Raw genomic sequence first — 20,949 nt, forward strand, 5'->3', positions numbered from 1 at the left:
TTCGATGCATCATGCCGGGTTCCCGCGCGCGCGGCCAATCGGCGGGGCGGCGCCGCCGGGGGCACCGGGGGTGGCGCCGTGGTCGGTGCCGCGGACGGTGCCGGGGCCGCGCCGGGCGCGCGCCGGCAGCGTGCGGATCAGCCTAGGAGGTGGGCGTTGACGTCGCGGACCGGACCGGCCAGCTCGGGGACCTCGACCACGGTGCGGCCGGCCGCCCGCAGCCGTTCGGCGCCGTCGCAGTCCACGAAGAGCACGGGCTCCCGCCAGGCGAACACCACGCGCGGGATCGGTGTGGTCAGGATCAGGTCGGTGCACGTGAGGGGGCGCGACGCGCGCTTGCCGCAGGGTTCCAGCGAGCTGTAGACGGTGGCGGTGCGCAGGCGCGGATCGGCGCCGTCCAGGGTGCGCAGCGCCGCCTCCTCGGCGTGGTCGTGCGGGTCGTCGCGGCGCGAGTAGCCATCGGCGAGGACGGTTCCGTCGGCGCCCACCACGATCGCCCCCACGCAGAACGCGCTCGGAGAGGGCGTGCAGGCGCGCGACAGGTCGACGGCGGCGCGCAGCCAATCGAGGTCGGCGGGGGCCGCCTGCGCACCCGTTCCCGGGGCGGTGCGGGGACCGCCTCCGGCGGTCACGCGGCGTCCGCGCGCAGGTAGCGGAGGACGGCGATATCGCCGACGGCGCGCGTCTGCGCGAGCCGCAGCGGCGCGCCGGGCCCGTTGGCGAACGCGCCGGGGCCGGTGAACCGGGGGGCGCCGGGCTCCCCGATGAAGAACGGGGCGATGGCGAGGCGCAACTCGTCGGCCAGGCCCGCGGTCAGGAAGAGCGTGTGCACCCGGGTGCCGCCCTCCACCAGGAGGCGCCGGACGCCGCGGAGGGCGAGGTCGGCGAGGATCCGCTCGGGGCGGAGCGGATCGCCGGCGTCGGCCACCTCGGTGCCGGGCAGGGCGGACAGTCGGGTCCGGGCCTTCTCCAGAGCGGAGCCGCCCGTGTAGACGACCTTGCCGGCGTCGCCGGTGGTGAAGAACCGGGCATCGGGGTCGAGGTCCCCGCTCGCGCTGAGCACCACCTTGACCAGGTCGCCGGTGCGCCCTTCGGCGATACGCCGGCGGCGGCGCTCGGCGGAGCGCACGAGCAGCCGGGGGTCGTCGCTGCGCAGCGTTCCCGCTCCGACGAGGATGGCGTCGCAGTCGGCGCGGAGCGCGTCGACCTCGTCGAAGTCGGCGGTGTTCGACAGCCGCAGCCGGTCGGGCCCGGTGTCGTCGATACAGCCGTCGAGCGACATCGCGCAGCTCAGGATGGTGTAGGGCCGGTCCATGCCCGCCACCCTAGCGCCGCGGCCCGGTAGGCGCGCCGCGCCTGCGCCGCCGGCGGGCGGGATGCGGCGAGGCGACACGCGCGATTGGTATGACACGCACCCGACTAGCCCAGTGCGATCGCGCATGTACTGACCCGGCTATCCGGCCCCGCGCCCCTATCGTGCCATAGACGCGGTGTCCCGACCGTTCTCTGGCGTATTCGCCGGATCGGGGCCATCGGCGGGCCTCGATCGGCCGGGAGCCGATGTGTGATCCTGGCGGGGCACACGCGCGGCGGCGCCCGGGAGTCCCGCGCGGGCCCGTCCACGAGGAGCGGCACCATGCGCCTGGTCTACGTGCTCGACACCAACGACCTGAGACTGGCGGGGGAGTTCTGGACCGCGGCACTCGGCTTCGAGCCCGTCGACGTGCCGAACCGGCCCTACCTGGAACTGAAGGATCCGAACGGCCGCTGGCCGGACCTCCTCCTCCAAGAGGTGCCCGAGCCCAAGACCGGCAAGAACCGGATGCACCTCGACATGGTGGTCCCCGACCTCCACGCCGAGGTCCCCCGCCTCCTGGCCCTGGGCGCGGTCCACCGCGAGGGCCCGGTCGAAGAGGCGCACCACCGCGTGGTCGTCCTGGCCGACCCTGAGGGCAACGAGTTCTGCGTCATCGACCACCTGACCGGCGGCGGGACCGCCCGCTGACGGGACCGGACCACCCGCTGACGCGGTCGGCCCGGCCGCGCGGCGCCAGGGCGGTGCGTTCCTAGAGGCGGTTCACGTCCACCACGTGCACCACCGCGTGGCCGGACTCGTCGGAGGCGGCGAGGTCGATCTCGGCGCTGATGCCCCAGTCGTGGTCGTCGTCGGGGTCGTCGAAGACCTGGCGGACCTCCCACACGCCCTGCCGCTCCTCGATGAGCAGCATCTTCGGGCCGCGCGCGTCGGGGCCGATGCCGAGGTCGTCGTGCTCGGCGAAGTACTCGTCCATCGCCTCGGACCACGCCTCCGCGTCCCAGCCCTCCTCGCCGTCGAGCGCGCCCAGGTCGGCGTAGCGGCGCAGCGCGGCCAGCTCCACCCGGCGGAACATCTCGTTGCGCACCAGCACCCGGAACGCCCGCTGGTTGGCGGTGACCGGCTTGGGGCGCTCCTCGATCTGCTCCGCGCTCGCGGTGTCCTGCTTGGGGTTGGTCAGCTCCTCCCACTCGTCGAGCAGGCTGGAGTCGACCTGGCGGACCAGCTCGCCCAGCCATTCGGTGAGGTCGCGCAGCTCCTCGGTCTTGGCGTCCTCGGGCACGGTCTGGCTGAGCGCCTTGTAGGCGCCGGCCAGGTAGCGCAGCACCAGGCCCTCCGACCGCGCCAGCTCGTAGAAGCCGACGTAGTCGGTGAACGTCATCGCCCGCTCGAACAGGTCCCGGGCCACCGACTTCGGGCGCAGCGGGTGGTCGCCCACCCACGGGTGGCCGCGCCGGTAGACCTCGTAGGCGTGGTCGAGGAGGTCGACCATCGGCTTGGGGTAGTCGATCTCCTCCAGCCGCTCCATCCGCTCGTCGTACTCGATGCCGTCGGCCTTCATCTGCGCCACCGCCTCGCCGCGCGCCTTGTTCAGCTGCGCCCCGAGGATCTGGCGGGGGTCGTCGAGCGTCGACTCGACGACGGTCAGCACGTCCAGCGCATAGGTGGGCGACGCCGGGTCGAGCAGTTCGAGCGCCGCCAGCGCGAACGTCGACAGCGGCTGGTTCAGCGCGAAATCGGGCTGGAGGTCGACCGTCAGGCGGCCGGTGCGCCCGTTGGCGTCGGGCTCGGCCAGCCGCTCCACGATCCCGCCGTCGATCAGGGACCGGTAGATCGCGATCGCCTCGCGGATGTGCCGCCGCTGCGTGGGCCGGTCGTCGTGGTTGTCGGTGAGCAGGTGGCGCATCGCCGCGAAGCAGTCGCCCGGGCGGGCGATCACGCTGAGCAGCATCGCGTTGCTCACCCGGAAGCGCGACGTCAGCGGCTCGGGTTCGGCGGCGATCAGCTTCTCGAAGGTCGCCTGGTCCCAGCCCACGAACCCCTCGGGCGCCTTCTTGCGCACCACCTTGCGCCGCTTCTTGGGGTCGTCGCCCGCCTTGGCGAGCGCCTTCTCGTTCTCGACCACGTGCTCGGGCGCCTGCACCACCACGTTGCCGACGGTGTCGAACCCGGCGCGGCCGGCCCGCCCCGCGATCTGGTGGAACTCGCGCGCGCTCAGCCGGCGCACCCGCACCCCGTCGTACTTGCTCAGCGCGGTGAACAGCACCGTACGGATCGGGACGTTGACGCCCACGCCCAGGGTGTCGGTGCCGCAGATGACCTTCAGCAGGCCGGCCTGCGCCAGCCGCTCCACCAGGCGCCGGTACTTGGGCAGCATGCCCGCATGGTGGACGCCGATCCCGTGCCGTACGTAGCGGGAGAGATTGCGGCCGAACTTGGTGGTGAACCGGAAGTTCCCGATCTCGGCGGCGATGGCGTCCTTCTCCGCGCGCGTGCACATGTTGATGCTGGTCAGCGACTGTGCCCGCTCCACCGCCTGCGCCTGGGTGAAGTGCACGATGTAGACGGGGGACTCGTGCGTGGAGAGCAGCTCCTCCAGCGTCTCGTGCAGCGGCGTGGTCCGGTAGGAGTAGAACAGCGGCACCGGCCGCTCGGCGGAGCTCACCACCGACGTCTCCCGCCCGGTGCGCCGGGTCAGGTCGTCCTCGAACCGGGCGACGTCCCCCAGCGTCGCCGACATCAGCAGGAACTGCACCTGCGGCAGCTCCAGCAGCGGCACCTGCCACGCCCAGCCGCGGTCGGGCTCGGCGTAGAAGTGGAACTCGTCCATGACGACCGTGCCGATGTCGGCGTCGGCGCCGTCGCGCAGCGCGATGTTGGCCAGCACCTCCGCCGTGCAGCACACGATCGGGGCGTCGGCGTTGACGCTGGCGTCGCCGGTCATCATGCCGACGTTGTCGGTGCCGAACACCGCGCACAGGTCGAAGAACTTCTCCGACACCAGCGCCTTGATCGGGGCAGTGTAGAACGCGCACTCGTCGCGGGCGAGGGCGGCGAACAGCGCGCCGGCCGCGACCAGGCTCTTGCCCGACCCGGTGGGGGTGCTCAGGATGACGTTGGACCCCGACACCACCTCGATCAGGGCCTCCTCTTGGTGCGGATAGAGGGAGAGGCCCCGCTCCTCGGCCCACGAAGCGAACGCCTCGAAAAGGGAATCGGGTTCGGGTCGGGCCGGAAGCTGATCGATGAGACTCACGCAACCCATACTGCCCCGTCCGCGGCAGTGACCCCAACACGGCGAAGGGACGCACCCTGAACAGGGTGCGTCCCCGGGTACCGCCCGAAACGCCCGGTCGGACCTGCGAGCGCCTGCTGCGCCTGGACCAGGCCGAGCCGGCGGTCGGCCCTGCGGGCGCTTGCTGCGCCTAGATCAGGCCGAGCTTGCGGACGGTGTCGCGCTCGTCCGCCAGTTCCTGGACGGAGGCGTCGATGCGCTCTCGGGAGAACGCGTCGATGTCCAGCCCCTGCACGATCTCCCAGGCGCCGTTGCGCGAGACCACAGGGAAGGACGAGATCAGGCCCTCGGGCACCCCGTAGGAGCCGTCCGAGGGGATGGCCGCCGAGGTCCAGTCGCCCTCGGGGGTGCCGTTGACCCAGTCGTGAACGTGGTCGATCGCGGCGTTGGCGGCCGAGGCGGCCGACGACGCGCCCCGCGCCTCGATGATCGCGGCGCCGCGCTTGGCGACGGTCGGGATGAAGTCGTCGCGCAGCCACGCGTCGTCGTTCACGGCCTGGGCACCGGTGGTCCCGTTGACCTCGGCGTGGAAGATGTCGGGGTACTGGGTGGCCGAGTGGTTGCCCCAGATCGTCAGCTTCTTGATGTCGGTGACCGAGACGCCGAGCTTCTGCGCGAGCTGCGTGAGCGCGCGGTTGTGGTCGAGGCGGGTCATGGCGGTGAAGCGCTCCGCCGGGACATCGGGGGCGTGCGCCTGCGCGATGAGCGCGTTGGTGTTGGCGGGGTTGCCCACCACCAGCACGCGGATGTCGTCGGCGGCGCCGGCGTTGATGGCCTCGCCCTGGGGCTTGAAGATGCCGCCGTTGGCCTCCAGCAGGTCGCCGCGCTCCATGCCCTTGGCACGCGGGCGGGCGCCGACCAGCAGCGCGACGTTGGACCCGTCGAACGCCTGGCGGGCGTCGTCGAAGATGTCGATGCCCTGCAACAGCGGGAACGCGCAGTCGTCGAGCTCCATGGCGGTGCCCTCCGCGGCCTTCACGGCCTGCGGGATCTCGAGCAGCCGCAGCTTGACGGGCGTGTCGGCACCCAGCAGCTGGCCGGAGGCGATCCGGAACAGCAGCGCGTAGCCGATCTGACCGGCCGCGCCGGTTACGGTGACGTTGACGGGTGCTTGGGCCATTGACCTTCTTCTCCTGATGACGTGTGTGCGACCGGCGATGCCCTCCCCGGCCTGCGGATGCGCCGCCCCGGCCCGTGGCGCTCCCGCACCACCCGGAGACGGCCCTCCCGCGCCTCCCCGGAGCCGCTGCCACCCGCCACCCCGGCTACGGGGACGGCGAGAACGGACTCGACCTCCGGAGACGACGCATCCCGCAGAAGCAGGCGGCGGCGCCGCGGACATCCACCCTAGTCGGGCCGTCCCCCACCCCCACGCCCGGCCACCCATCCACACCCGAAACCAAGGGAGCCATGGCCCAGGATGCCGAAGCCGTGCGCGGGACCCTATGGCCAGGAGGGCCGACGCCCGCGCCGCGACCGCAATGCGGACAGAACGGCCGCTCAGCGGTATTGCGGCCCCAAAGGGCCCACCAGGACCGGATTCCGGCCCATGTCAGAAGGGCCCACCCTGTTAAGATGTCCCATCCCGGCGCCACACCCCGGCCGGGAAACCGTGAGCGCACCCCCTGGGTGCCGCGCAGCGGGCCGGTAGCTCAGCTGGTCAGAGCAGGGGACTCATAATCCCTGGGTCGCGGGTTCGAGCCCCGCCCGGCCTACTCTTCGCACGAGAAAAACCCCAGGTCGTCGGCTATTTCCTACCGTGACGCTGGGGTTTCGTGCTTCCCGGATGTGCTCCAGGTGTGCTCTTTAGGCCGTGTCTGGGAAGTCAGAGCCATTCGTTGATGACCGCGATCAGGACGGTGGCCTCGTAGCTTGAGGCGAGCTTGTCGTAGCGGGTCGCGACCGCCCGGTTGCGCTTGAGCCGGTTGATCCCGCGCTCCACCGTGTTGCGGTGGCGGTAGTCGGCCTTGTCGAAGGCGGGCGGGCGGCCGCCCCGGCTCCCCTTGCGCTTGCGGGCGGCGATCCGGTCGGCCGGCTCGGGGATGGTCGCCTTGATCCTGCGCCTGCGCAGGTAGGAGCGGATCGCGCGGGAGCTGTAGGCCTTGTCCGCGCGGGCCCGCACCGGGCGGGTGCGCGCCGGCCCCGGCCTTCCGTGCGCGGCCACCCGGATGCGGTCCATGACCGCCTCGAACTGCGGGGCGTCCCCGCAGTGCCCTGCCGTGATCACCACGGCCAGGGGCTTCATCGCCTGCTCGCAGGCCAGGTGGATTTTGGTGGTGAGCCCGCCGCGGGAGCGGCCCAGCGCGTGGTCGGCGGGCTCCGCCGCCGTTCCGTGATCTTCGCCCTCCCCCTTTTCGGGGCGCCGGCGGCGTGCTGGTGGGCGCGTATGACGGTGGAATCGACGCCGACGTCCCAGGTGATCAGGCCTTGGGCGTCGGCGTGTGATTGGAGGCCGGCGAGAATACGCGCCCAGGTGCCGTCCTGTCTCCAGCGGCGGAACAGGTCGTAGACCGTCTGCCAGGGCCCATAGCCTGCGGGCAGGTCGCGCCAGGGCGCCCCCGTACGGGTTCGCCACCGGATCGCGTCGATGAGGGTCCGCTTGCGGCGCACCTGCGGCCGGCCGCATGCCGCAGGGCCGGGAAGCAGGGGGTGCAGCAGGGCCCACTGCGCATCGGTGAGGTCACCGCGCCCAGGGCCCGGTAGGGTCGGCACGAAGCCTCCGGTGGGCAAGGTCTTCTTGGTCGTTGACCCGTCTACCGGAGGCTTCGCTCATCTGCGGGGCGACACGCCCGACTATGCCGTTGTGATGCCGTTCATCCCTACATGACCCGGTTTCCAAACACGTCCTAGTCATGCCCCCGCCGCCGGGGCCGCCCGGGGGAGCTGGGCGGCGGGGACGCGCCCGGTCAGTCGAGGGTGGCGATCCCGCCCGGCGTACCGCGCGAATTCTCCAGCCCCACCACGCGCCCGGCGAGCCCTGCGTGCTGGGTCTCCAGGCTGGTCACCCGGGCCGGGGTGTCGGCCGGGGCCAGATGCACGCGGCCGACACCGGGAATGGTGCCGTCTGGGGAGCCGATGAGGAACAGGTGCGGGACGTCGGCGGGGTCGATCCATCCGGGCAGGGAGATGTACCCCCACGCGTCGCACTCCAGCAGCCCGCCGGGGATCAGGGCGCCGTCGAGGGTGCGCAGGTCGGTCACCTGCTGCCCGCCCTCGGCGGCGTCCCAGACGGACGCCTGGGCGTCGGGGATCGGGCGGCCGTCTTGGGTTCCGGCTCGCCAGGTGCCGCGCAGGTAGGTCCGCGCCATCAGGCATCACCACCGGGGGCGGCGTCGGCCGGGGCGCCCTTCGAGGCGCCGCTGTACCCACGCGGCGAGCGCGGTCCCGGCCGCCGCGGCGAGGGTCGGCCAGTCGATGACCGTGCCGGGGGTGACCTGGTCGAGGATGACGGCGCGACGGCGACCAGGACGGCGGACACGGCGCCCTGAAGGGCGGTGCGCAGGGCGCGGGTGCGGGCGTCGGCGCGGGTCTGTGGGGTGGTGTGCATGCTGTCCTCCTGCTGGGCATGAGAAAGCCCCGGCCGTGTGTCGGCCGGGGCGGAATCTTTCGGGTGATCTTGGTATACGGGCAGGTCACAACCCCTTTCGAGGGTGCGTCCGGGGTGGTGTGGTCTGCCGGTGGGCGATGAAATGAGTCCGCTGGTTCCACGACTCCACGTGATGGGAGCGCTATGAAGCGTTTCGCTGTTCTCCTCGCTGCCGCCGGGCTCGTCCTGACCTCCGCTGTCCCCGCCTACGCCGCCACCGGCACGCTCGTCCTCAGCGGGCAAACGATTGAGAACCCCAGCGGCTGCTACAACGCCCAGCGGTGGCCGCTCATAGTCCAGAACGACACCGACGAGCCCGCGCTCATCTTCAACGCCCCCAACTGCACGGGAGCGGTCATCCAGGTGGTTCCGCCCGGCGGGAGCGCGACCTCCGAATTCGGCGTCAGCGTTTACATCGCGTAAGCCACCGTCCGGTCCCCGCGAGGTGTGCGGGGACCGGACACCGGGCCCCGGCGCAGAGCGCACAGGAACAGCCCGGCCGGGGCGGCAAGCGCGTGGTGGCCTACAGGTGGGCCTTGATGAACTGGGACATGATCTGCTTGGCGGCGGCGCAGGTACTTCAGGGCGGGGTGCCCGCCGGCGCGGAGCTGTTCGGCGACCTCGGCCATGTCAGCCCCGGCGTCGGGGTCGTGGGTGATGTCGATCGCGCACACCACCCCGGCCGCGTTCGGGTTGTGGTCGGACGCCGATGCGCGGTGGGCGGCGTCGCCGATCGATCCGTCCGACCGCTTCGAGCGGTCCGGCGCGGCCGTGTTGATCTCGGCGCGCAGCGTCGCCAGGCTGCGCGCGAGCCTCCAGGACATAGAGCCTCCAGACATGGGGGAGCCCCGGCGGAAGGCCGGGGCAGGTGAACGGGGTTTTCGGGGGTGTCCTCCCGCGGGTTCGGGGCCGAGGCTGAACCGGGGCGGCGGAGATGGCGATTCCGGGGCGAACCGTGGCGGGCGGGGCGGCCGACTGGAAGACTGACCTCTGGCCGGACAGCCCCTCAACAAGATCTTCATCGGTCTTCTACCGTCGTCGTGATCTCCACCGGCGGCTCGGCCTACTCGTCCACCCAGTGCGCACAACTCGGCGTGTCGGCCTGCCCGGCGTAGGATGCCGCTACCGCTCGCCCTGGCACTGTCCGACGGGGCCTTGGTGACCCTGCGTGCGGTCGCGCGCCGGGTCGGGATCACGCCACCCTCGATCCACCGCCACTTCGCCGACCCGGCCACCGTCATGCTGGTCGTCATCCAGCGGGGCTTCGAGGAGTTGGACTCGATACCGGACGCAGCGCTGGACGCGGCCCCTGGCGATCCGCGCTCGCGCCTGTTCACGATCTGCTCGACGTACCTGGAGTTCGCGGACAGGTACCCCGGGCGCTACCGCACGATGTTCGGCGGCATCTGGAAGCGGGAACTGCGATCCTCGTCGGTGACCCAGCACGACCTGCACGCGATCGGTCAAGCGAGCAAGGAGCTGCTCGCCGACGCCGTCGGCCGCTGCGCGGCCGCGGGCATCTCGACCAGCACCGATCCGTGGGCCGATTCGGCGGCATTGTGGATGGGACTGCACGGGCTGGCCCACCAACGCTCCGCGGTGACGGGCAATTACTGGTGGCCGCCGGACATCGCCGAGCGCCTCGTCGTCTCGCTTGCGCGACTGACAGAGGACCGAGGCCCACCGCCGGGCCGGTCCCGTCGTGTGGCGATCGACGGTCCGCTGCGGGTCTGCGGGGGACGGTGTCGACGTTACGGATCGGGGCCTGTCGGCGAATCGGGCGTGCAATCGGTCGCCGGCCCGGACGCGCAACGGCGCGTCCTGCCGCGGGGCGCCTCCACGCCCCGCGTTGCTCTCATCCCGGCTCGGAGTCGGCGTAGACGAGGCTCAGTCCGGCCCGGGTGTTGATGCCCAGCTTGGCGTAGACGTTGCCGAGGTGGTGGCCCACGGTGCGGTGGCTGATCCGCAGCTTCGCGGCGATCTCGCGGTTGGTCAGCTGCTCCGCGGCCAACCGGGCGATGCGCTGTTCCTGGGCGGTGAGCCCACCGGTCTCCCCGGCCTCGGGGCTCCCACGGCGCCCCGGGGGGCCGGTGAGGTCCCACTCGCGCCGGGCGCGTCTGCGCAACGGCTCGGCCCCGAGGCGGTCGAACACCTCCAGGGCACCCCCGAGGTGGACGCGCGCGTCGGTGCGGCGACGGCCGCGCCGCAACCACTCGCCGTAGAACAGCTGGACACGGGCGTGCAGGAGGGGCTGCGAGCGGGCGCCGGGCACCTCCAACGCGGTGCGGAAGGCACTCTCGGCACCCGGGCCACCGAGGAGCGCCTCGGCGGCGTGCGCGGCGGAGCGCGCCCACGGCGCTGCGGTGCGCCGCGCCCAGGCGTGGAGTCGGTGTACCCGCTCTTCTGCGACGTCGTGCCGTCCCACGTGCACGGCCGCCTCGGCGGTGTCGAGTGCCGCCAGGAGCGCGAAGGTCGGGTGCGCCGCGCCGTGGCCCGGCTCGGCCAGGCGCATCAGCATCTCCAGTGCTTCCTCGGGGCGCTCGTGGAACAGGCTCGCCATACCGCGGATCCAGTAGGCCGCCGCACTCACCGCGCGCACACCCTGAGGGAGCGAGGTCCGCAAAACGTCGGCGGTGACCTCGGTGACCGTGCGCTCGTCGCCGCGCGCGGCGGCGAGCCAGCCCAGGCAGTTGCGGCAGTGGGCGGCGACCTGGTCGGCGCCCACGTCCTGTGCCAGCCGCAGCCCTTCGGCCGCCGCGGACTCCGCATCCGTCCAGCGGCCCGCGAAGCTGTCCAGCGTCGCGGTATGGGCCAGCACGCCGGCGAGGTCGGCGGGCTCCACACGCAGCCGAAGGCGCCGCGTCCGGCGGTGCAGGGCCTGCCCCATCGGCTCGTCGATGCCCCAGGCCAACGCCAGCGGTGACGGTGGAAGCAACCCCAGCGCCGTCGCCCGGGCCCGCACGACGACATCGTCGAAACCGGACCCACCCCCCGCCACACCGTCAGCCGGGTCGTCGCTCCAGCAGGCAAGGAGGGCGCCCAGCCCGGCGCGGTCGTCGGCGTCGAGTTCGAGGAGCGAGCCCAGAGCCGTGGCCCACAGGTCGTCGCGTCCCGCCGACCAGCCGGCGCGCATGGCGGTCGTGCCCAGCTCCAGTGCCGTAGGCGGGTCCGAGACCAGGTTCATGTCGGTGGTCAGATAGTGGTGGGCCAGCTCGGGTGTGCCGCGGGCGAACTCGATGACCCCCCGCAGGCCGTGGCTGCGCCGGGCGATGTGGGCCCCCGGGGCCAGCCGCTCGGCGTCGTCGAGGAGGCGCTGGGCGGTGGCCGCCCGGCCGGCGTCCCACGCCGCCCGGGCCGCGCCGGCCAGCCGCTGTGAGGCGTCGATCGGCGCGGGCGAGAGCTCGGCGGCCCGCCATAGCGCCCGTGCCGCCGCCATCGCGTCCCCGCGGAGGCGGGAGCGGGCCGCGGCCCGCTCGAGCAACGCCGCGACGTCCTCGTCGTGGTCGTAGGTCGCGGCGGCGAGGTGCCAGGCGCGGTCCTCTGCCTCCTCCGCCAGCACGGCGGCCAAGGCGCGGTGTGCCCGTCGCCGCGCCGCCGCACCGGCCCCCTCGTAGACGGCTCCGCGCACGATGGGGTGGCGGAACCCCACGCTGTCGTCCATCACGTGGAGCAGGCCCGCGTTGACGGTCTCCTCCCAGGCGGTGTCGTCGACCCCTGACGCGTTGCCGGCGCGCTGTAGTGTGCGTCGGTCGCCGTGTTCCTCGGCCGCGGCGAGCACGGTCAGCAGCTGCGCCGGGGGGCTGAGCGCCTCGATGGCGGCACGGAAGGCGCGCCGCAGGCGCGGGCCGACGGGTGGCCGCGCCCGGTCCGCGTGGTGGTGCTCGGCGTCAGCGGAGTCGCCGCCGGTAACGGCCGGCTCCAGCAGCGCCAGTGGGTTGCCGCCCGCCTGATCGACGGTGTTGCGCACGGTGGCCTCGTCGGCGTCGGGGGCCATGGTCGCCACCAGGTGGCGCGCGCTCGCCTCGGTGAGGCCCTCGACGCGCATGCCGGGCGTGCCTTCCCAGGGCCGGGCGGCCGGGTCACTGTGGTCGGCGACGGCGACCACCACGGGGTGGGCCCGCACGCGCCGCGCGACGATGCCCAGGCACAGCGCGGTGGCATCGTCGAGCCGCTGCGCGTCGTCCAGTGCGACGAGGACGGGCTGCTGCTGGGCGAGTTCGCAGAGCAGTGACAGCAGGGCCGCCCCGACCGCCAGCGGGTTGGCCGGCCCACCGCTGGACGCGAACGCGTCGCGCAGAGCCGGGAACCGGGTGCCGGCCGGGGACTCGATGCGGTCGGCCACCGGCCGCAGCAGTGCGTGCAGGCCCGCGTAGGGCAGGGTCGACTCGGTCCGTGCGGCCTGGTGGCTGAGCCGGAGGAAGTCCGCGGCCTGATCACGGAGGTGGTGCAGCAGAGCGGTCTTGCCGATACCCGGTTCGCCCCAGAGCACGAGCGCGCCACCGGCCCCGCTGCGGGCGCGCGAGACAAGCCCGTCGAGCACCGAGGTCTCCTCGCGACGACCGAACAACTCCACCGACGCCGTCATCGTCTGGTCACACCCGCCCGGAGTGTGGCTCCGCGGGGGTCAGGGCCGGTCCCGATCCGCGCGTGCGCCACCACACCACCGCCGTGACGGCGACGACGCCGGCGCAGAGCACGAGCAGGGCGGCCGACCCGGTACCCGCCGAGCGGTCGAGCGCGGGGGTCGGGTCGGCGTGCAGGACCGTGGCGACAAGGGCGGCGAGCGTGTTGTGCAGAGCGTGGACGACGACCGCGACCTCGATGCCGCCGGTGCGCCAGGTGATGACGGCCAGGCTGACGGAGAGCGTGAAGGTCCAGAGCATGAACCACGGATCGGTCGAGAGGTGGACGCCCGTGAACATCAGCCCGGAGACGACCGCACCCAGGGCCAGCGCCGTGCGCGGCCCGCGCGCCCAGCTCCCGGCGACCCGGAACACGAGCCCGCGGAAACCGTACTCCTCACCCGCCGCCTGGAGAGGCGTCAGCAGGAGGCCGGCGGCGAAGACCGTGAGGAGCGTGGCGGTGGACCAGTCGACGTCCCGCAAGGGCATGACGGCCGGGCCGATGAGCGAGAGGAACAGCCAGAAGGGGCCGACGTAGAGGATCGCCCGGCCGAACAGGTCGAACCGGAATTGCGACACCACGGAGTGCAGCGAAGGGCCGCGCACGCCGTAGAGCCACCGTTGGATGAGGATGCTCCACGGGATGAGCAGGGCGATCGAGACCAGGTTCGCGGAGAGGAAGAGCGGTGTGTAGTCGGTGCCGCCGAAGGTCGGGTTGGTGTTGCCCATCTGCGCGTCGATGAAGGCGGCACCCACGGCGAGAACGAGCTGGGAGGCGAACAGCCCGGCCACCAGGAGTGCGATCGCGAGGACGCCGCGTCCGATGCGGCGCTTCTCACCGGCGAGGACGCGGTGGTACTCGACACCGGGCGGGATCCGGGGAGCCGACCGGCCGGCGGGCTGTGCGGGGGGCGATGCGGAGAAGGTCAGGCCGTCGCTGTTCATGCCTCGAACCTAGGTAGGGGGCGGAGCGTGACAGAGTGTCACCGATCACGGGTTTTCTCGCGCTTCCGCACGAGGCGGCCATGACATCTGTCATGCCGCCGGGCTCCACCGACCGGGACCGCCCTGCGTGTGGCGATGGCCGTGGGCACCACCGCCTCGCGCATCCCGGGCAGCACGGTGTCGGATGTGCGGATCGGACGTGCGGCTCAGCCGTTGCCGCGCCTCCGCCATCGGGTGGCGTCGGGCGAAGTCGCGGACGAGGGTGCGGCTTGGCGATCCGCTCGTGGTACGACGAGCAGGTCCGGCCCCGGTTGCTCGACCATGCCCGCTTGCCGCACCGGCTGGGCCGGTCCGCGGCCGGCGCCCGTGGTCAGGCGCAGCCTGAGTCTCATCGGGTGTCCGCGGTTCACCGTGCCCCGCCACAGGTCGGTGTGCGTTCATGGCTCAAGGCTGGACGACGACACACCTTGGGCAAAGAGGAAATGACCTCCTCTGCAACCATGACACGCTCTGTTATCCTGACCGAATGTCCGGCTTTCGACCTATCGACGGATCCGCCGCTCCATCCGGCCAGAGCCCCCCGGACGTCGACTATGAACACATCGACGACGACGTGTGCCGCAGCTTCCAGCGCTCGATCGAGGTCGTCGGCAAGAAATGGACCGCTTCGGTACTCCTGGCGGCGATGCGGGGAGCACGCAGGTTCGTCGAGTACCGCTCGCGGATCACCGGAATCTCGAACCAGCTGCTGTCCCAGCGACTTCGGGAACTGGAGGGCCACCGACTGATCGAGCGGGTCGTGGTGCCGACGGCGCCCGTGCAGATCCTCTACCGGCCCACCGAACGAGGCGCCGGCTTGATGCGTGTTCTGCACCCACTCGTCGAGTGGAGCGCCGAGAACGACGGCTGAAGCTTCGCCTCGGCGAGGGATCGCCGTAAGATGCCGGATTCCCGGAAGACCCGGTCCGTCGATCCGGCTCACCCGTGGGCGCGGTTGGCCGCGCACGCCGCCGAGGCGCTGCCGCACCTTGTTGCGGCAGTGAGCGGTGTGGCGGACCCGCCTGGTCCACCACACCGCTCATCTGGTCATACCGCTCAGGACGGCATCAGGTCTGGAAGGCCGGGGGGTTCTCCCCGCGCAAGCGGTAATCGGGGCGGGGCCTTTCCAGCCGGATCGACTCCAGCACGGTGTACGCGTGGTATTTGGTCTGGGTGGTGGCACCTGCGAGCCGCTCCCACCAGAGCCGGCCGTCGCCGGTCCTCTTCTCCAGGACGTGCCGGGTGGTGTAGTTCGCCATGGAGCTGATCCAGTTCTCGGTGCCGACGAAGACCCGGTTCTGGCCGACCTCGCCCAGGATGTCGACGAGCGCGTCCGAGCGGCTGAACCGCTCGACCGCCGCGGTCGCCCCCTCGAGCACGTCGGCGAAGTACTCCACGCACAGTTTCACCTGCTCGTAGGTGCCGTAGTGCATGTGGTGCCCGCCGACGAAGAAGTCGAAGTCGTAGCCGAGGATCTGCTCATGCGCCTCGTACCAGCCGGAGATGTTCTGCGAGGCGTCGCAGTGCATGAACGTGACGGAACCCGGGCTCAGGATGTCCACGGCGGTGAGCACCTTCTGCTGCGGTGCGTAGATGAAGATGTTGCCCGGGCAGTGGTTCTCGCCCTTGTAGGACAGATGCAGGCGCACCCCGCCCACGTCGAGGACGTACTCGTCGTCGAACGTCAGTGTCGGCACGGGGCGCTTGGGGTCGGGGAACCGCTCCAGGAGTTCCTTGGTGATGCGGTGGGCGACGATCTCGACGGCGGGACCGTAGACGGAGGCCGCGCCGATGTGGTCGGCGTGCCAGTGGCTGTAGATCACGTGGGTCACCGGCCGGTCGGTGACCTCCTCGATCGCCGCCAGCATGTTCTCGCCCAGCGTCGGCGGTGCGTCGATCGCGACCACGCCGTCATCGGTCACCACGAAGGCGGCGTCATAGCCGGCGCTGGTGACCCAGTAGAAGCCGTCGCGCAATTCCTCGACGTGATAGCCGTACGTCTGAAAGCGCTCACTCTGCAGGTAAGGCGGGTAGTATCCCTCAGGGTCCGGCGGGTCCTCCGCCCCGACCCGGGGAAACCCGTAGTGGTCGATTCCGAAGAAACCGGGAGTGTTCTCGACGCTGATGGGTTTTTGAACGTTAGGGCACATCGACGGGCTACCTGTTCTTTTCTGTCCGATATCGTGTTTCGCGGGTTCGGTCGCGTCGATCGGGCTTACCCCGTGAATCTGAGGACCGCCTTGGTGGTGCGGCCCGCGCTTGAATCCTCGAACGCGGTGTTGATGTCGGAGAATTCGTAGAAGGACAGCAGGCGGTCGATCGGGAATCGGCCCGCTCGGTAGAGCCGGGCGAGTTCGTTGATCAGCAGCGGCGAGACGGCGTCTCCCTGGATGATGCCCTGCAACGATTGGCCCACGGTGAGCCTGCCTGCGTCGACCACCGCACCCGCGCCTTCATGGAACGCCACGAAGCCGAACTTGCCCATCGGCGCCAGGGCGCCCACCCCCGCGTCGAGGTTCTCCTTCCGGCCGCTGGTGTCGAGCACGTACTCCAGGCCGCGCCCCTCGATCGCGCGAAGCGCGCCGGTCGGATCCTCGACCCGGGTGGGGTCGACGGTGTGCGTCGCTCCCAGGTCGCGTGCGAGTTCGAGCCGATCGGCGTCGATGTCGACGGCGACGATGGTGGTCGCGCCCGCGACGCGCGCCGCCATGACCGCCGCCATGCCCACGGCGCCCACGCCGAACACCGCGAAGGACGCCCCCGCCGGAACGGCGAGGGCCTTGAGCACGGCCCCCGCGCCCGTCTGCAGCCCGCAGCCCAACGGAGCCATGACTTCGAGGGGCAGGTCCGGCGGGACCCTGATCGTGTTGCGCTGGTGAGTGAGGGCGTAGGTGGAGAAGGAGGACTGGCCGAAGAAGTGGCCGTGGGGCCCGGGACCGCCGGCGACGCGCAGGCCGTTCGAGCCGTCCAGGCGGGCACCCGCGAAATTCGCCGCCCAGACGTCGTCGCAGTAGGCCGCGTGCCCGGAGGAGCACGGCTTGCAGCGGCCGCACGAGTGGTAGGACAGGACGACGTGGTCACCGGGCTTCACGGAGGTGACGGCGCTCCCCGCGCGTTCGACGATTCCCGCGCCCTCGTGCCCCAGCACGACCGGCAACGGGGTCGCCATTCGCTGCGACCGCACGTGGGCGTCGGTCGCGCAGATTCCGGTCGCGACCATGCGGACGAGTACCTCGTCGGGTCGGGGGTCTTCGATCTCGATGTCGCGGAACTCGAACGGCCCGTCTTTCTTTTCGACGACAGCGGCCCGCGCGGACGTGGTCATGCGGCATCGGCCTCACGCGAGGCGCCGCCGGCGAAACAAAGACGACCGAGGACGGAGGACATCAACGGCTCCCAGATCGGGGGTTTCGGGCACGTAGGGCCCTCGAGCGGGTCCGAACCTACGGCAGCCGACCGCGTCCGCGGATCGGTAGCCATATCGGTCACGGCAGGGAAGCCGCCGCAAGGACTCCACCCGCGGTCGGCCCGATCCGGACACCCGCCTTCGCCGGCAACCCGCCGTCAGCGGGTAGGGATAGGCACCCACCCTGGGAGGTGCCTTGCAGTGGGCCTGGGAATACTCCTGATCCTCTTCGGTATCGGATGCTTCGCCTACGCCTTCAAAGACGAGCTCGCCGAGTTCCTGGCGGACGACGGTCCGTTGAGCCTCCTGGTACACGCCCTGGCGGGCGCTGCCATAGGGGGCCTGGCCACAATGGGCGTCATCACCTTCCTTGAGACGCCGGAGGGCCAGGAATTCCTGGCTGCCCTTGCAGAGCTCGTGGAAATCGTCTTCACCGTGGTCATCTACATCGTCGTGGCGGGGGTCGTCATCGGCATTCTCATAGCGATAAATGACGACGGTTCGAGCCCACCGAGGCGCGGTGGGAGCGAGGGCACGGGGTACTACCGCAGGTCCTCCGATGACGGAGGATGGGCCGGCGACGGGGGTGACGGCGGCGACGGTGGGGGCGGAGACGGCGGAGGATGAGGACTTCCGACCGGTTCTCCCCGAGGCTTTGGAGGTGCGCAAAGGGATATTCGGCAAGGGCCGGCACGACGCGTTGCCGGCCGCCATCCAATTGCCGCGAATGTCGCGTGGAGATCACGGTCAAGCAGGACACTAGCCCTGCGCCTGGCGAAGCTTCTCCCTGAGCCAGTCGGAGATCGCGTCGTCGTCCCGGGGGAACTTCCCTAGCTCGAAGGCATGGTTTTCCGGCGACGGAGAAATCGGGTGGACCCCCAACTCCTTTTCGTAATGGAATTCCGCCTTGAAATCTCCCGGCCTGGTCACCGAAATCGACATGGCGAGCCACGCCCCCTTGCCCTCCTGGTACATCTCAACCTTGAGGAGCTTGGCCTTCTTGTCGACAGAGCGCGGGTGGCGCTTCCGCTCCGTCTCTCTCACCACGGTTCCCATCTTTCTCGACGAGATCCGCGCTCTTGGCCCAGGATCCGTGGTCCTGATACTCGGCAGTGGGATCTCGGCTCAGCGGGGATTCAGGATCTCGACGACCCGCATGAACCCGTCGGCGTCGTGCCCGAGTCCGATGGCGCGGCGGGACAGCCCTTCGGCGGCGCGCATCACGCTCGCGTCGATTCCGTGGCCCTCCGAGGCGTGGATGATATGGGCCATGGTCGACACCGTCGATGTGATCGGGTTGGTGTCGCCGGGGTATCGGCCCTCGTCCACGTCCTCCATGCCCTGCCCGAAGAGCGGTGGCAGGATCGCGGCGATGCCCTGGGCGAACGGCGCCAACTCCTGGGCGCTGATGCCTTCCGCCCGTGCCACGGCCAGTGCGTGGGCGTAGCCGGCCATCGCCGTCCAGAAGACGTCGAGCAGAGCGATGTCGTACGCGGCCGCGCGGCCGATCTCGGCTCCGAGGTGGGTGTGGGTGCCGCCCAGGGTGTCCAGTACCGGGCGGTCGAAGGGGCGGCGATGACGCGCGGCCGTGCTCAGGACCCGAACGTTTGCGGAGTGACCGCCGCGGTCGCCGTGATCGACGGCAAGTGGAAGACGCTGGTGCTGTGGCTCCTGGAGGAGAGGCCGTACCGCCCCGGCGAGCTGCGCCGCCGGGTGCCGGGCCTCACCGAGAAGGTGCTGACCCAGACACTGCGGGAGATGGGGGACGACGGACTCGTCCGGCGGGAGGTGCACGTCGGGGGGTGGGTCAAGGCGGTTTCGTGAGGAGACCAGGGGATCGGGCGACGCCGCGGAGGTGAACGGGTCTGATAGGGGGCGTGTCCCACTGTGAAGACCGCCGCGCGGTTGTCGGGGGTCGACGCGGTCCTCCACCTCGGCTCCGCGTGAGGCGGATCCATTCTAGGTATCGATCCATACCAAAACAGTGTTGGACGTGCATCGTTTCAGGTCCTTACGGTGGTCCCAGTCACAGTCGGGCCAGTTCGTAACCAGTAGGAGGGGAAACGCCCATGCCGACCTTCACTTCGACCGAGCTCGCCGAGCGTCTCGGCTCCGGGCCGCTTTCATTCCCGGTGACTCACTCCATCCGTGACCCGGCGTCGATCCGGCGCTGCGAACCGAGGTCGTCGGCACGACATCACCGCTCATCGGGTGCGCGGCCTTCGCTGAGTTGACAGCTGCTGTCAGCGTGCTGAAAGGTCGGCTCACCGCGACCGTTCACGCTGATGCGGCCGATCACCTACTCGCCGCGAAGCCGCTGCCGCTCTTGGACGAACGGACGGGCCCGATCCTGTTCGGTGGCCGGCACACCGGCCGCGAGGCCGACTCGCCATAGTGCACCGCGGCCCGTTCCCGACCACGTCCGATCCCCGCTCGGCACCTCGTGCGGGACGCGCGCGATCGAGCGCTTGTCGCGACCCACCTTCCATCAGGACGCGCCGACGGCGCTGGTGCCGGTGAGGCGCGCGACGACATCTCCATCAACGTGTGGCGCCGACTCGGCGGTGAACCCGGCCGAGACGCGCCCATCGTCGACCGAGCAGTGCCGGCCGGCCACAGCGGGCCCCTTCGGTCGAACCCAGCCCTCGCCGGCGACGCCACGTGACCGGGCGTGCCCGGCCGCGACCTTCCCAATCCCGTCAGGACCCCATGACACCGCGATCACCTTCGTTATCACCGCCGTTGCGCCGGGCCACGGCTGCGTCACCGCTCTCCGCCACGCGATCCCGCCGGCATCCACCTCTGACAGTCCGTAGTTGTCGATCATCGTCCCGCGGCCCAGTCCGCGCACGGCGCGTCTTCGATGGGAGCTCCCGCGATGGCCATTCCTGAAGTCAAGCCGGACGACCTGCGCCGGTCGTCCCCTGAGCCGGCGCCCGGTGGACCGGCGAGGCCGCGTTCGCGGGGGCTCAGCCGCGACTCCATCATGGCCGGGGTGAAGGGGGTCGTGGGGATCGGCGGGCTCTTCGTCGTCTGGCAGCTAGTGGTCGTCATCACCGATCCGCCGGAGTACCTGCTCGTCGGGCCGATCTCCGCTTTCGCCGAGTTGATCGAGCGGCCCGGGTACTTCGCGAGTAATACCTTCGTCACCCTGCAGGAGGCACTCGCGGGGTTCGCGCTCGGTACCGCACTGGGGGTCCTGTGTGGCGCGGCCCTGCACTACTCGACGACGGTGCGCAGTTTTCTCTACCCCGCGCTGATCGCGATCGACACGATCCCCAAGGTCGCGCTCGCACCGCTGTTCATCGTGTGGTTCGGGTTCGGCTTCGAGTCGAAGGCGTTCGTCGCCATGGCCATCGCGTTCTTCCCACTCGTGATCAACACCTATGACGGCCTGCGCTCCGTGCCCCGGGAATTGCAGGAACTCGCCCGGATCAACAAGGCGTCGCAGTGGAAGAAGATGACGAAGATCGAGTTCATCTACGCGATCCCGTCGATCTTCTCGGGAGCGAAGATCTCCATCTCGCTGGCTGTGGGCGGGGCGGTCGTCGGTGAGTTCATCGCCGGCTCGAAGGGATTGGGCTACGTCATCCTCCTCGCCAACAGCCAGGTCGACCTCCCATCGATGTTCGCGGCCTTCATCGTGCTCGCGGCCATCGCGCTGGCGTTGTTCTTCCTCGTCGACTTCGCGGGACGAAAGCTGGTCCCGTGGAAGAACCACCTGAAGTGACCACGGAGATC

The 20,949-nt window shown here is 70.9% G+C and carries 21 protein-coding genes and 1 tRNA gene; 8 read left to right on the plus strand and 14 right to left on the minus strand.

Translation table 11 applies throughout. The features are described from left to right. Window positions 1–137: 137 nt before the first annotated feature. Together ACFO4E_RS03650 and ACFO4E_RS03655 are read right to left on the minus strand one after the other, a co-directional pair. Window positions 138–632 (minus strand): cytidine/deoxycytidylate deaminase family protein, encoded by a 495-nt coding sequence (locus ACFO4E_RS03650; protein ID WP_378571518.1) that lies wholly within the window; start codon window positions 630–632, stop codon window positions 138–140. After that, complete coding sequence (locus ACFO4E_RS03655; RefSeq protein WP_378571520.1) at window positions 629–1,315, minus strand: RibD family protein; 687 nt, start codon at window positions 1,313–1,315, stop codon at window positions 629–631. Before ACFO4E_RS03655 ends, ACFO4E_RS03650 begins: the two co-directional genes overlap by 4 nt. A 321-nt stretch (window positions 1,316–1,636) precedes the next feature. Here ACFO4E_RS03655 and ACFO4E_RS03660 point away from each other — a divergent pair, with 321 nt between their 5' ends. Then, window positions 1,637–2,005: a VOC family protein gene (locus tag ACFO4E_RS03660; protein WP_378571522.1), complete on the plus strand. Its 369-nt coding sequence runs from the start codon at window positions 1,637–1,639 to the stop codon at window positions 2,003–2,005. A gap of 61 nt (window positions 2,006–2,066) precedes the next feature. Here ACFO4E_RS03660 and ACFO4E_RS03665 read toward each other — a convergent pair whose 3' ends face one another. Both ACFO4E_RS03665 and ACFO4E_RS03670 read right to left on the minus strand, forming a co-directional pair. After that, a complete protein-coding gene (locus ACFO4E_RS03665; protein WP_378571524.1) occupies window positions 2,067–4,580 on the minus strand; it encodes a DEAD/DEAH box helicase in 2,514 nt (837 codons plus the stop codon). Window positions 4,581–4,740: 160 nt separating this feature from the next. Then, the gene (locus ACFO4E_RS03670) at window positions 4,741–5,730 is read right to left on the minus strand and encodes a malate dehydrogenase (protein WP_378571525.1); all 990 of its coding nucleotides are present in this window, start codon (window positions 5,728–5,730) and stop codon (window positions 4,741–4,743) included. 521 nt (window positions 5,731–6,251) lie between these two features. Here ACFO4E_RS03670 and ACFO4E_RS03675 point away from each other — a divergent pair. Further along, a tRNA-Ile gene (locus ACFO4E_RS03675) sits at window positions 6,252–6,325 on the plus strand. Window positions 6,326–6,435: 110 nt separating this feature from the next. Here the strand turns inward: ACFO4E_RS03675 and ACFO4E_RS03680 are convergent. Continuing rightward, window positions 6,436–7,322 (minus strand): IS5 family transposase gene (locus ACFO4E_RS03680; RefSeq protein WP_378571527.1). Its coding sequence is split into 2 segments (ribosomal slippage): window positions 6,436–6,921 and window positions 6,924–7,322, totalling 885 coding nucleotides; the frame shifts between segments, so codons are not numbered across the junction. Between the two features lie 194 nt (window positions 7,323–7,516). Beyond that, on the minus strand, window positions 7,517–7,918 hold the full coding sequence (locus tag ACFO4E_RS03685; RefSeq protein ID WP_378571529.1) for a hypothetical protein: 402 nt from the start codon (window positions 7,916–7,918) through the stop codon (window positions 7,517–7,519). 422 nt (window positions 7,919–8,340) lie between these two features. On the opposite strand from ACFO4E_RS03685, the gene ACFO4E_RS03690 reads away from it, so the two are divergent. Continuing rightward, window positions 8,341–8,619: a hypothetical protein gene (locus tag ACFO4E_RS03690; protein WP_378571531.1), complete on the plus strand. Its 279-nt coding sequence runs from the start codon at window positions 8,341–8,343 to the stop codon at window positions 8,617–8,619. On the opposite strand, the gene ACFO4E_RS03695 is transcribed toward ACFO4E_RS03690, so the two are convergent. Next, window positions 8,607–9,020: a hypothetical protein gene (locus tag ACFO4E_RS03695; protein ID WP_378571533.1), complete on the minus strand. Its 414-nt coding sequence runs from the start codon at window positions 9,018–9,020 to the stop codon at window positions 8,607–8,609. The two genes, ACFO4E_RS03690 and ACFO4E_RS03695, sit on opposite strands and share 13 nt — an antisense overlap. Window positions 9,021–9,354: 334 nt before the next feature. Between ACFO4E_RS03695 and ACFO4E_RS03700 the strand changes: the two genes are divergently transcribed. Continuing rightward, window positions 9,355–10,104: a TetR/AcrR family transcriptional regulator gene (locus tag ACFO4E_RS03700; protein WP_378571535.1), complete on the plus strand. Its 750-nt coding sequence runs from the start codon at window positions 9,355–9,357 to the stop codon at window positions 10,102–10,104. On the opposite strand, the gene ACFO4E_RS03705 is transcribed toward ACFO4E_RS03700, so the two are convergent. Then, window positions 10,052–12,781, minus strand: a complete 2,730-nt coding sequence (locus tag ACFO4E_RS03705; protein WP_378571537.1) for an AAA family ATPase — start codon at window positions 12,779–12,781, stop codon at window positions 10,052–10,054. The two genes, ACFO4E_RS03700 and ACFO4E_RS03705, sit on opposite strands and share 53 nt — an antisense overlap. A gap of 7 nt (window positions 12,782–12,788) precedes the next feature. Continuing rightward, window positions 12,789–13,763: a CPBP family intramembrane glutamic endopeptidase gene (locus ACFO4E_RS03710; protein ID WP_378571539.1), complete on the minus strand. Its 975-nt coding sequence runs from the start codon at window positions 13,761–13,763 to the stop codon at window positions 12,789–12,791. Between the two features lie 526 nt (window positions 13,764–14,289). Between ACFO4E_RS03710 and ACFO4E_RS03715 the strand changes: the two genes are divergently transcribed. Continuing rightward, window positions 14,290–14,673 carry a winged helix-turn-helix transcriptional regulator gene (locus tag ACFO4E_RS03715; protein WP_378571541.1) on the plus strand — a complete coding sequence of 128 codons (384 nt, stop codon included), beginning with the start codon at window positions 14,290–14,292 and terminating at the stop codon, window positions 14,671–14,673. A gap of 196 nt (window positions 14,674–14,869) precedes the next feature. Here the strand turns inward: ACFO4E_RS03715 and ACFO4E_RS03720 are convergent, their stop codons facing one another. Together ACFO4E_RS03720 and ACFO4E_RS03725 are read right to left on the minus strand one after the other, a co-directional pair. Further along, window positions 14,870–15,778, minus strand: coding sequence for an MBL fold metallo-hydrolase (locus ACFO4E_RS03720; RefSeq protein WP_378571543.1), 909 nt, complete (start codon window positions 15,776–15,778; stop codon window positions 14,870–14,872). Window positions 15,779–16,017: 239 nt separating this feature from the next. Then, on the minus strand, window positions 16,018–17,127 hold the full coding sequence (locus ACFO4E_RS03725; protein WP_378571545.1) for an NAD(P)-dependent alcohol dehydrogenase: 1,110 nt from the start codon (window positions 17,125–17,127) through the stop codon (window positions 16,018–16,020). Between the two features lie 282 nt (window positions 17,128–17,409). Here ACFO4E_RS03725 and ACFO4E_RS03730 point away from each other — a divergent pair, with 282 nt between their 5' ends. Continuing rightward, complete coding sequence (locus tag ACFO4E_RS03730; protein ID WP_378571547.1) at window positions 17,410–17,835, plus strand: hypothetical protein; 426 nt, start codon at window positions 17,410–17,412, stop codon at window positions 17,833–17,835. Window positions 17,836–17,967: 132 nt separating this feature from the next. On the opposite strand, the gene ACFO4E_RS03735 is transcribed toward ACFO4E_RS03730, so the two are convergent. Both ACFO4E_RS03735 and ACFO4E_RS03740 read right to left on the minus strand, forming a co-directional pair. After that, on the minus strand, window positions 17,968–18,255 hold the full coding sequence (locus tag ACFO4E_RS03735) for a hypothetical protein (RefSeq protein WP_378571549.1): 288 nt from the start codon (window positions 18,253–18,255) through the stop codon (window positions 17,968–17,970). Window positions 18,256–18,333: 78 nt separating this feature from the next. Beyond that, window positions 18,334–18,804: an imine reductase family protein gene (locus ACFO4E_RS03740; RefSeq protein WP_378571624.1), complete on the minus strand. Its 471-nt coding sequence runs from the start codon at window positions 18,802–18,804 to the stop codon at window positions 18,334–18,336. An 18-nt stretch (window positions 18,805–18,822) separates the two neighbouring features. Here ACFO4E_RS03740 and ACFO4E_RS03745 point away from each other — a divergent pair, with 18 nt between their 5' ends. Next, window positions 18,823–19,032, plus strand: a complete 210-nt coding sequence (locus ACFO4E_RS03745) for a winged helix-turn-helix transcriptional regulator (RefSeq protein WP_378571625.1) — start codon at window positions 18,823–18,825, stop codon at window positions 19,030–19,032. Between the two features lie 664 nt (window positions 19,033–19,696). Here ACFO4E_RS03745 and ACFO4E_RS03750 read toward each other — a convergent pair. Next, entirely contained in the window at window positions 19,697–20,035 is a 339-nt protein-coding gene (locus ACFO4E_RS03750; protein ID WP_378571550.1) for a hypothetical protein, read from the minus strand. A gap of 51 nt (window positions 20,036–20,086) precedes the next feature. Here ACFO4E_RS03750 and ACFO4E_RS03755 point away from each other — a divergent pair, with 51 nt between their 5' ends. Beyond that, complete coding sequence (locus ACFO4E_RS03755; RefSeq protein ID WP_378571552.1) at window positions 20,087–20,938, plus strand: ABC transporter permease; 852 nt, start codon at window positions 20,087–20,089, stop codon at window positions 20,936–20,938. The last annotated feature ends 11 nt before the right edge of the window (window positions 20,939–20,949 follow it).

Source organism: Nocardiopsis mangrovi (assembly GCF_042653925.1).
GTDB lineage: Bacteria > Actinomycetota > Actinomycetes > Streptosporangiales > Streptosporangiaceae > Nocardiopsis_B > Nocardiopsis_B mangrovi.

What these genes read in the sequence shown, in the direction of transcription:
- ACFO4E_RS03655 (WP_378571520.1), bottom strand. Translation starts at nt 1,315, where the DNA reads ATGGACCGGCCCTACACCATCCTGAGCTGCGCGATGTCGCTCGACGGC.
- ACFO4E_RS03660 (WP_378571522.1), top strand. Translation starts at nt 1,637, where the DNA reads ATGCGCCTGGTCTACGTGCTCGACACCAACGACCTGAGACTGGCGGGG.
- ACFO4E_RS03665 (WP_378571524.1), bottom strand. Translation starts at nt 4,580, where the DNA reads ATGGGTTGCGTGAGTCTCATCGATCAGCTTCCGGCCCGACCCGAACCC.
- ACFO4E_RS03670 (WP_378571525.1), bottom strand. Translation starts at nt 5,730, where the DNA reads ATGGCCCAAGCACCCGTCAACGTCACCGTAACCGGCGCGGCCGGTCAG.
- ACFO4E_RS03685 (WP_378571529.1), bottom strand. Translation starts at nt 7,918, where the DNA reads ATGGCGCGGACCTACCTGCGCGGCACCTGGCGAGCCGGAACCCAAGAC.
- ACFO4E_RS03690 (WP_378571531.1), top strand. Translation starts at nt 8,341, where the DNA reads ATGAAGCGTTTCGCTGTTCTCCTCGCTGCCGCCGGGCTCGTCCTGACC.
- ACFO4E_RS03695 (WP_378571533.1), bottom strand. Translation starts at nt 9,020, where the DNA reads ATGTCCTGGAGGCTCGCGCGCAGCCTGGCGACGCTGCGCGCCGAGATC.
- ACFO4E_RS03705 (WP_378571537.1), bottom strand. Translation starts at nt 12,781, where the DNA reads ATGACGGCGTCGGTGGAGTTGTTCGGTCGTCGCGAGGAGACCTCGGTG.
- ACFO4E_RS03710 (WP_378571539.1), bottom strand. Translation starts at nt 13,763, where the DNA reads ATGAACAGCGACGGCCTGACCTTCTCCGCATCGCCCCCCGCACAGCCC.
- ACFO4E_RS03715 (WP_378571541.1), top strand. Translation starts at nt 14,290, where the DNA reads ATGTCCGGCTTTCGACCTATCGACGGATCCGCCGCTCCATCCGGCCAG.
- ACFO4E_RS03725 (WP_378571545.1), bottom strand. Translation starts at nt 17,127, where the DNA reads ATGACCACGTCCGCGCGGGCCGCTGTCGTCGAAAAGAAAGACGGGCCG.
- ACFO4E_RS03750 (WP_378571550.1), bottom strand. Translation starts at nt 20,035, where the DNA reads ATGATCGACAACTACGGACTGTCAGAGGTGGATGCCGGCGGGATCGCG.
- ACFO4E_RS03755 (WP_378571552.1), top strand. Translation starts at nt 20,087, where the DNA reads ATGGCCATTCCTGAAGTCAAGCCGGACGACCTGCGCCGGTCGTCCCCT.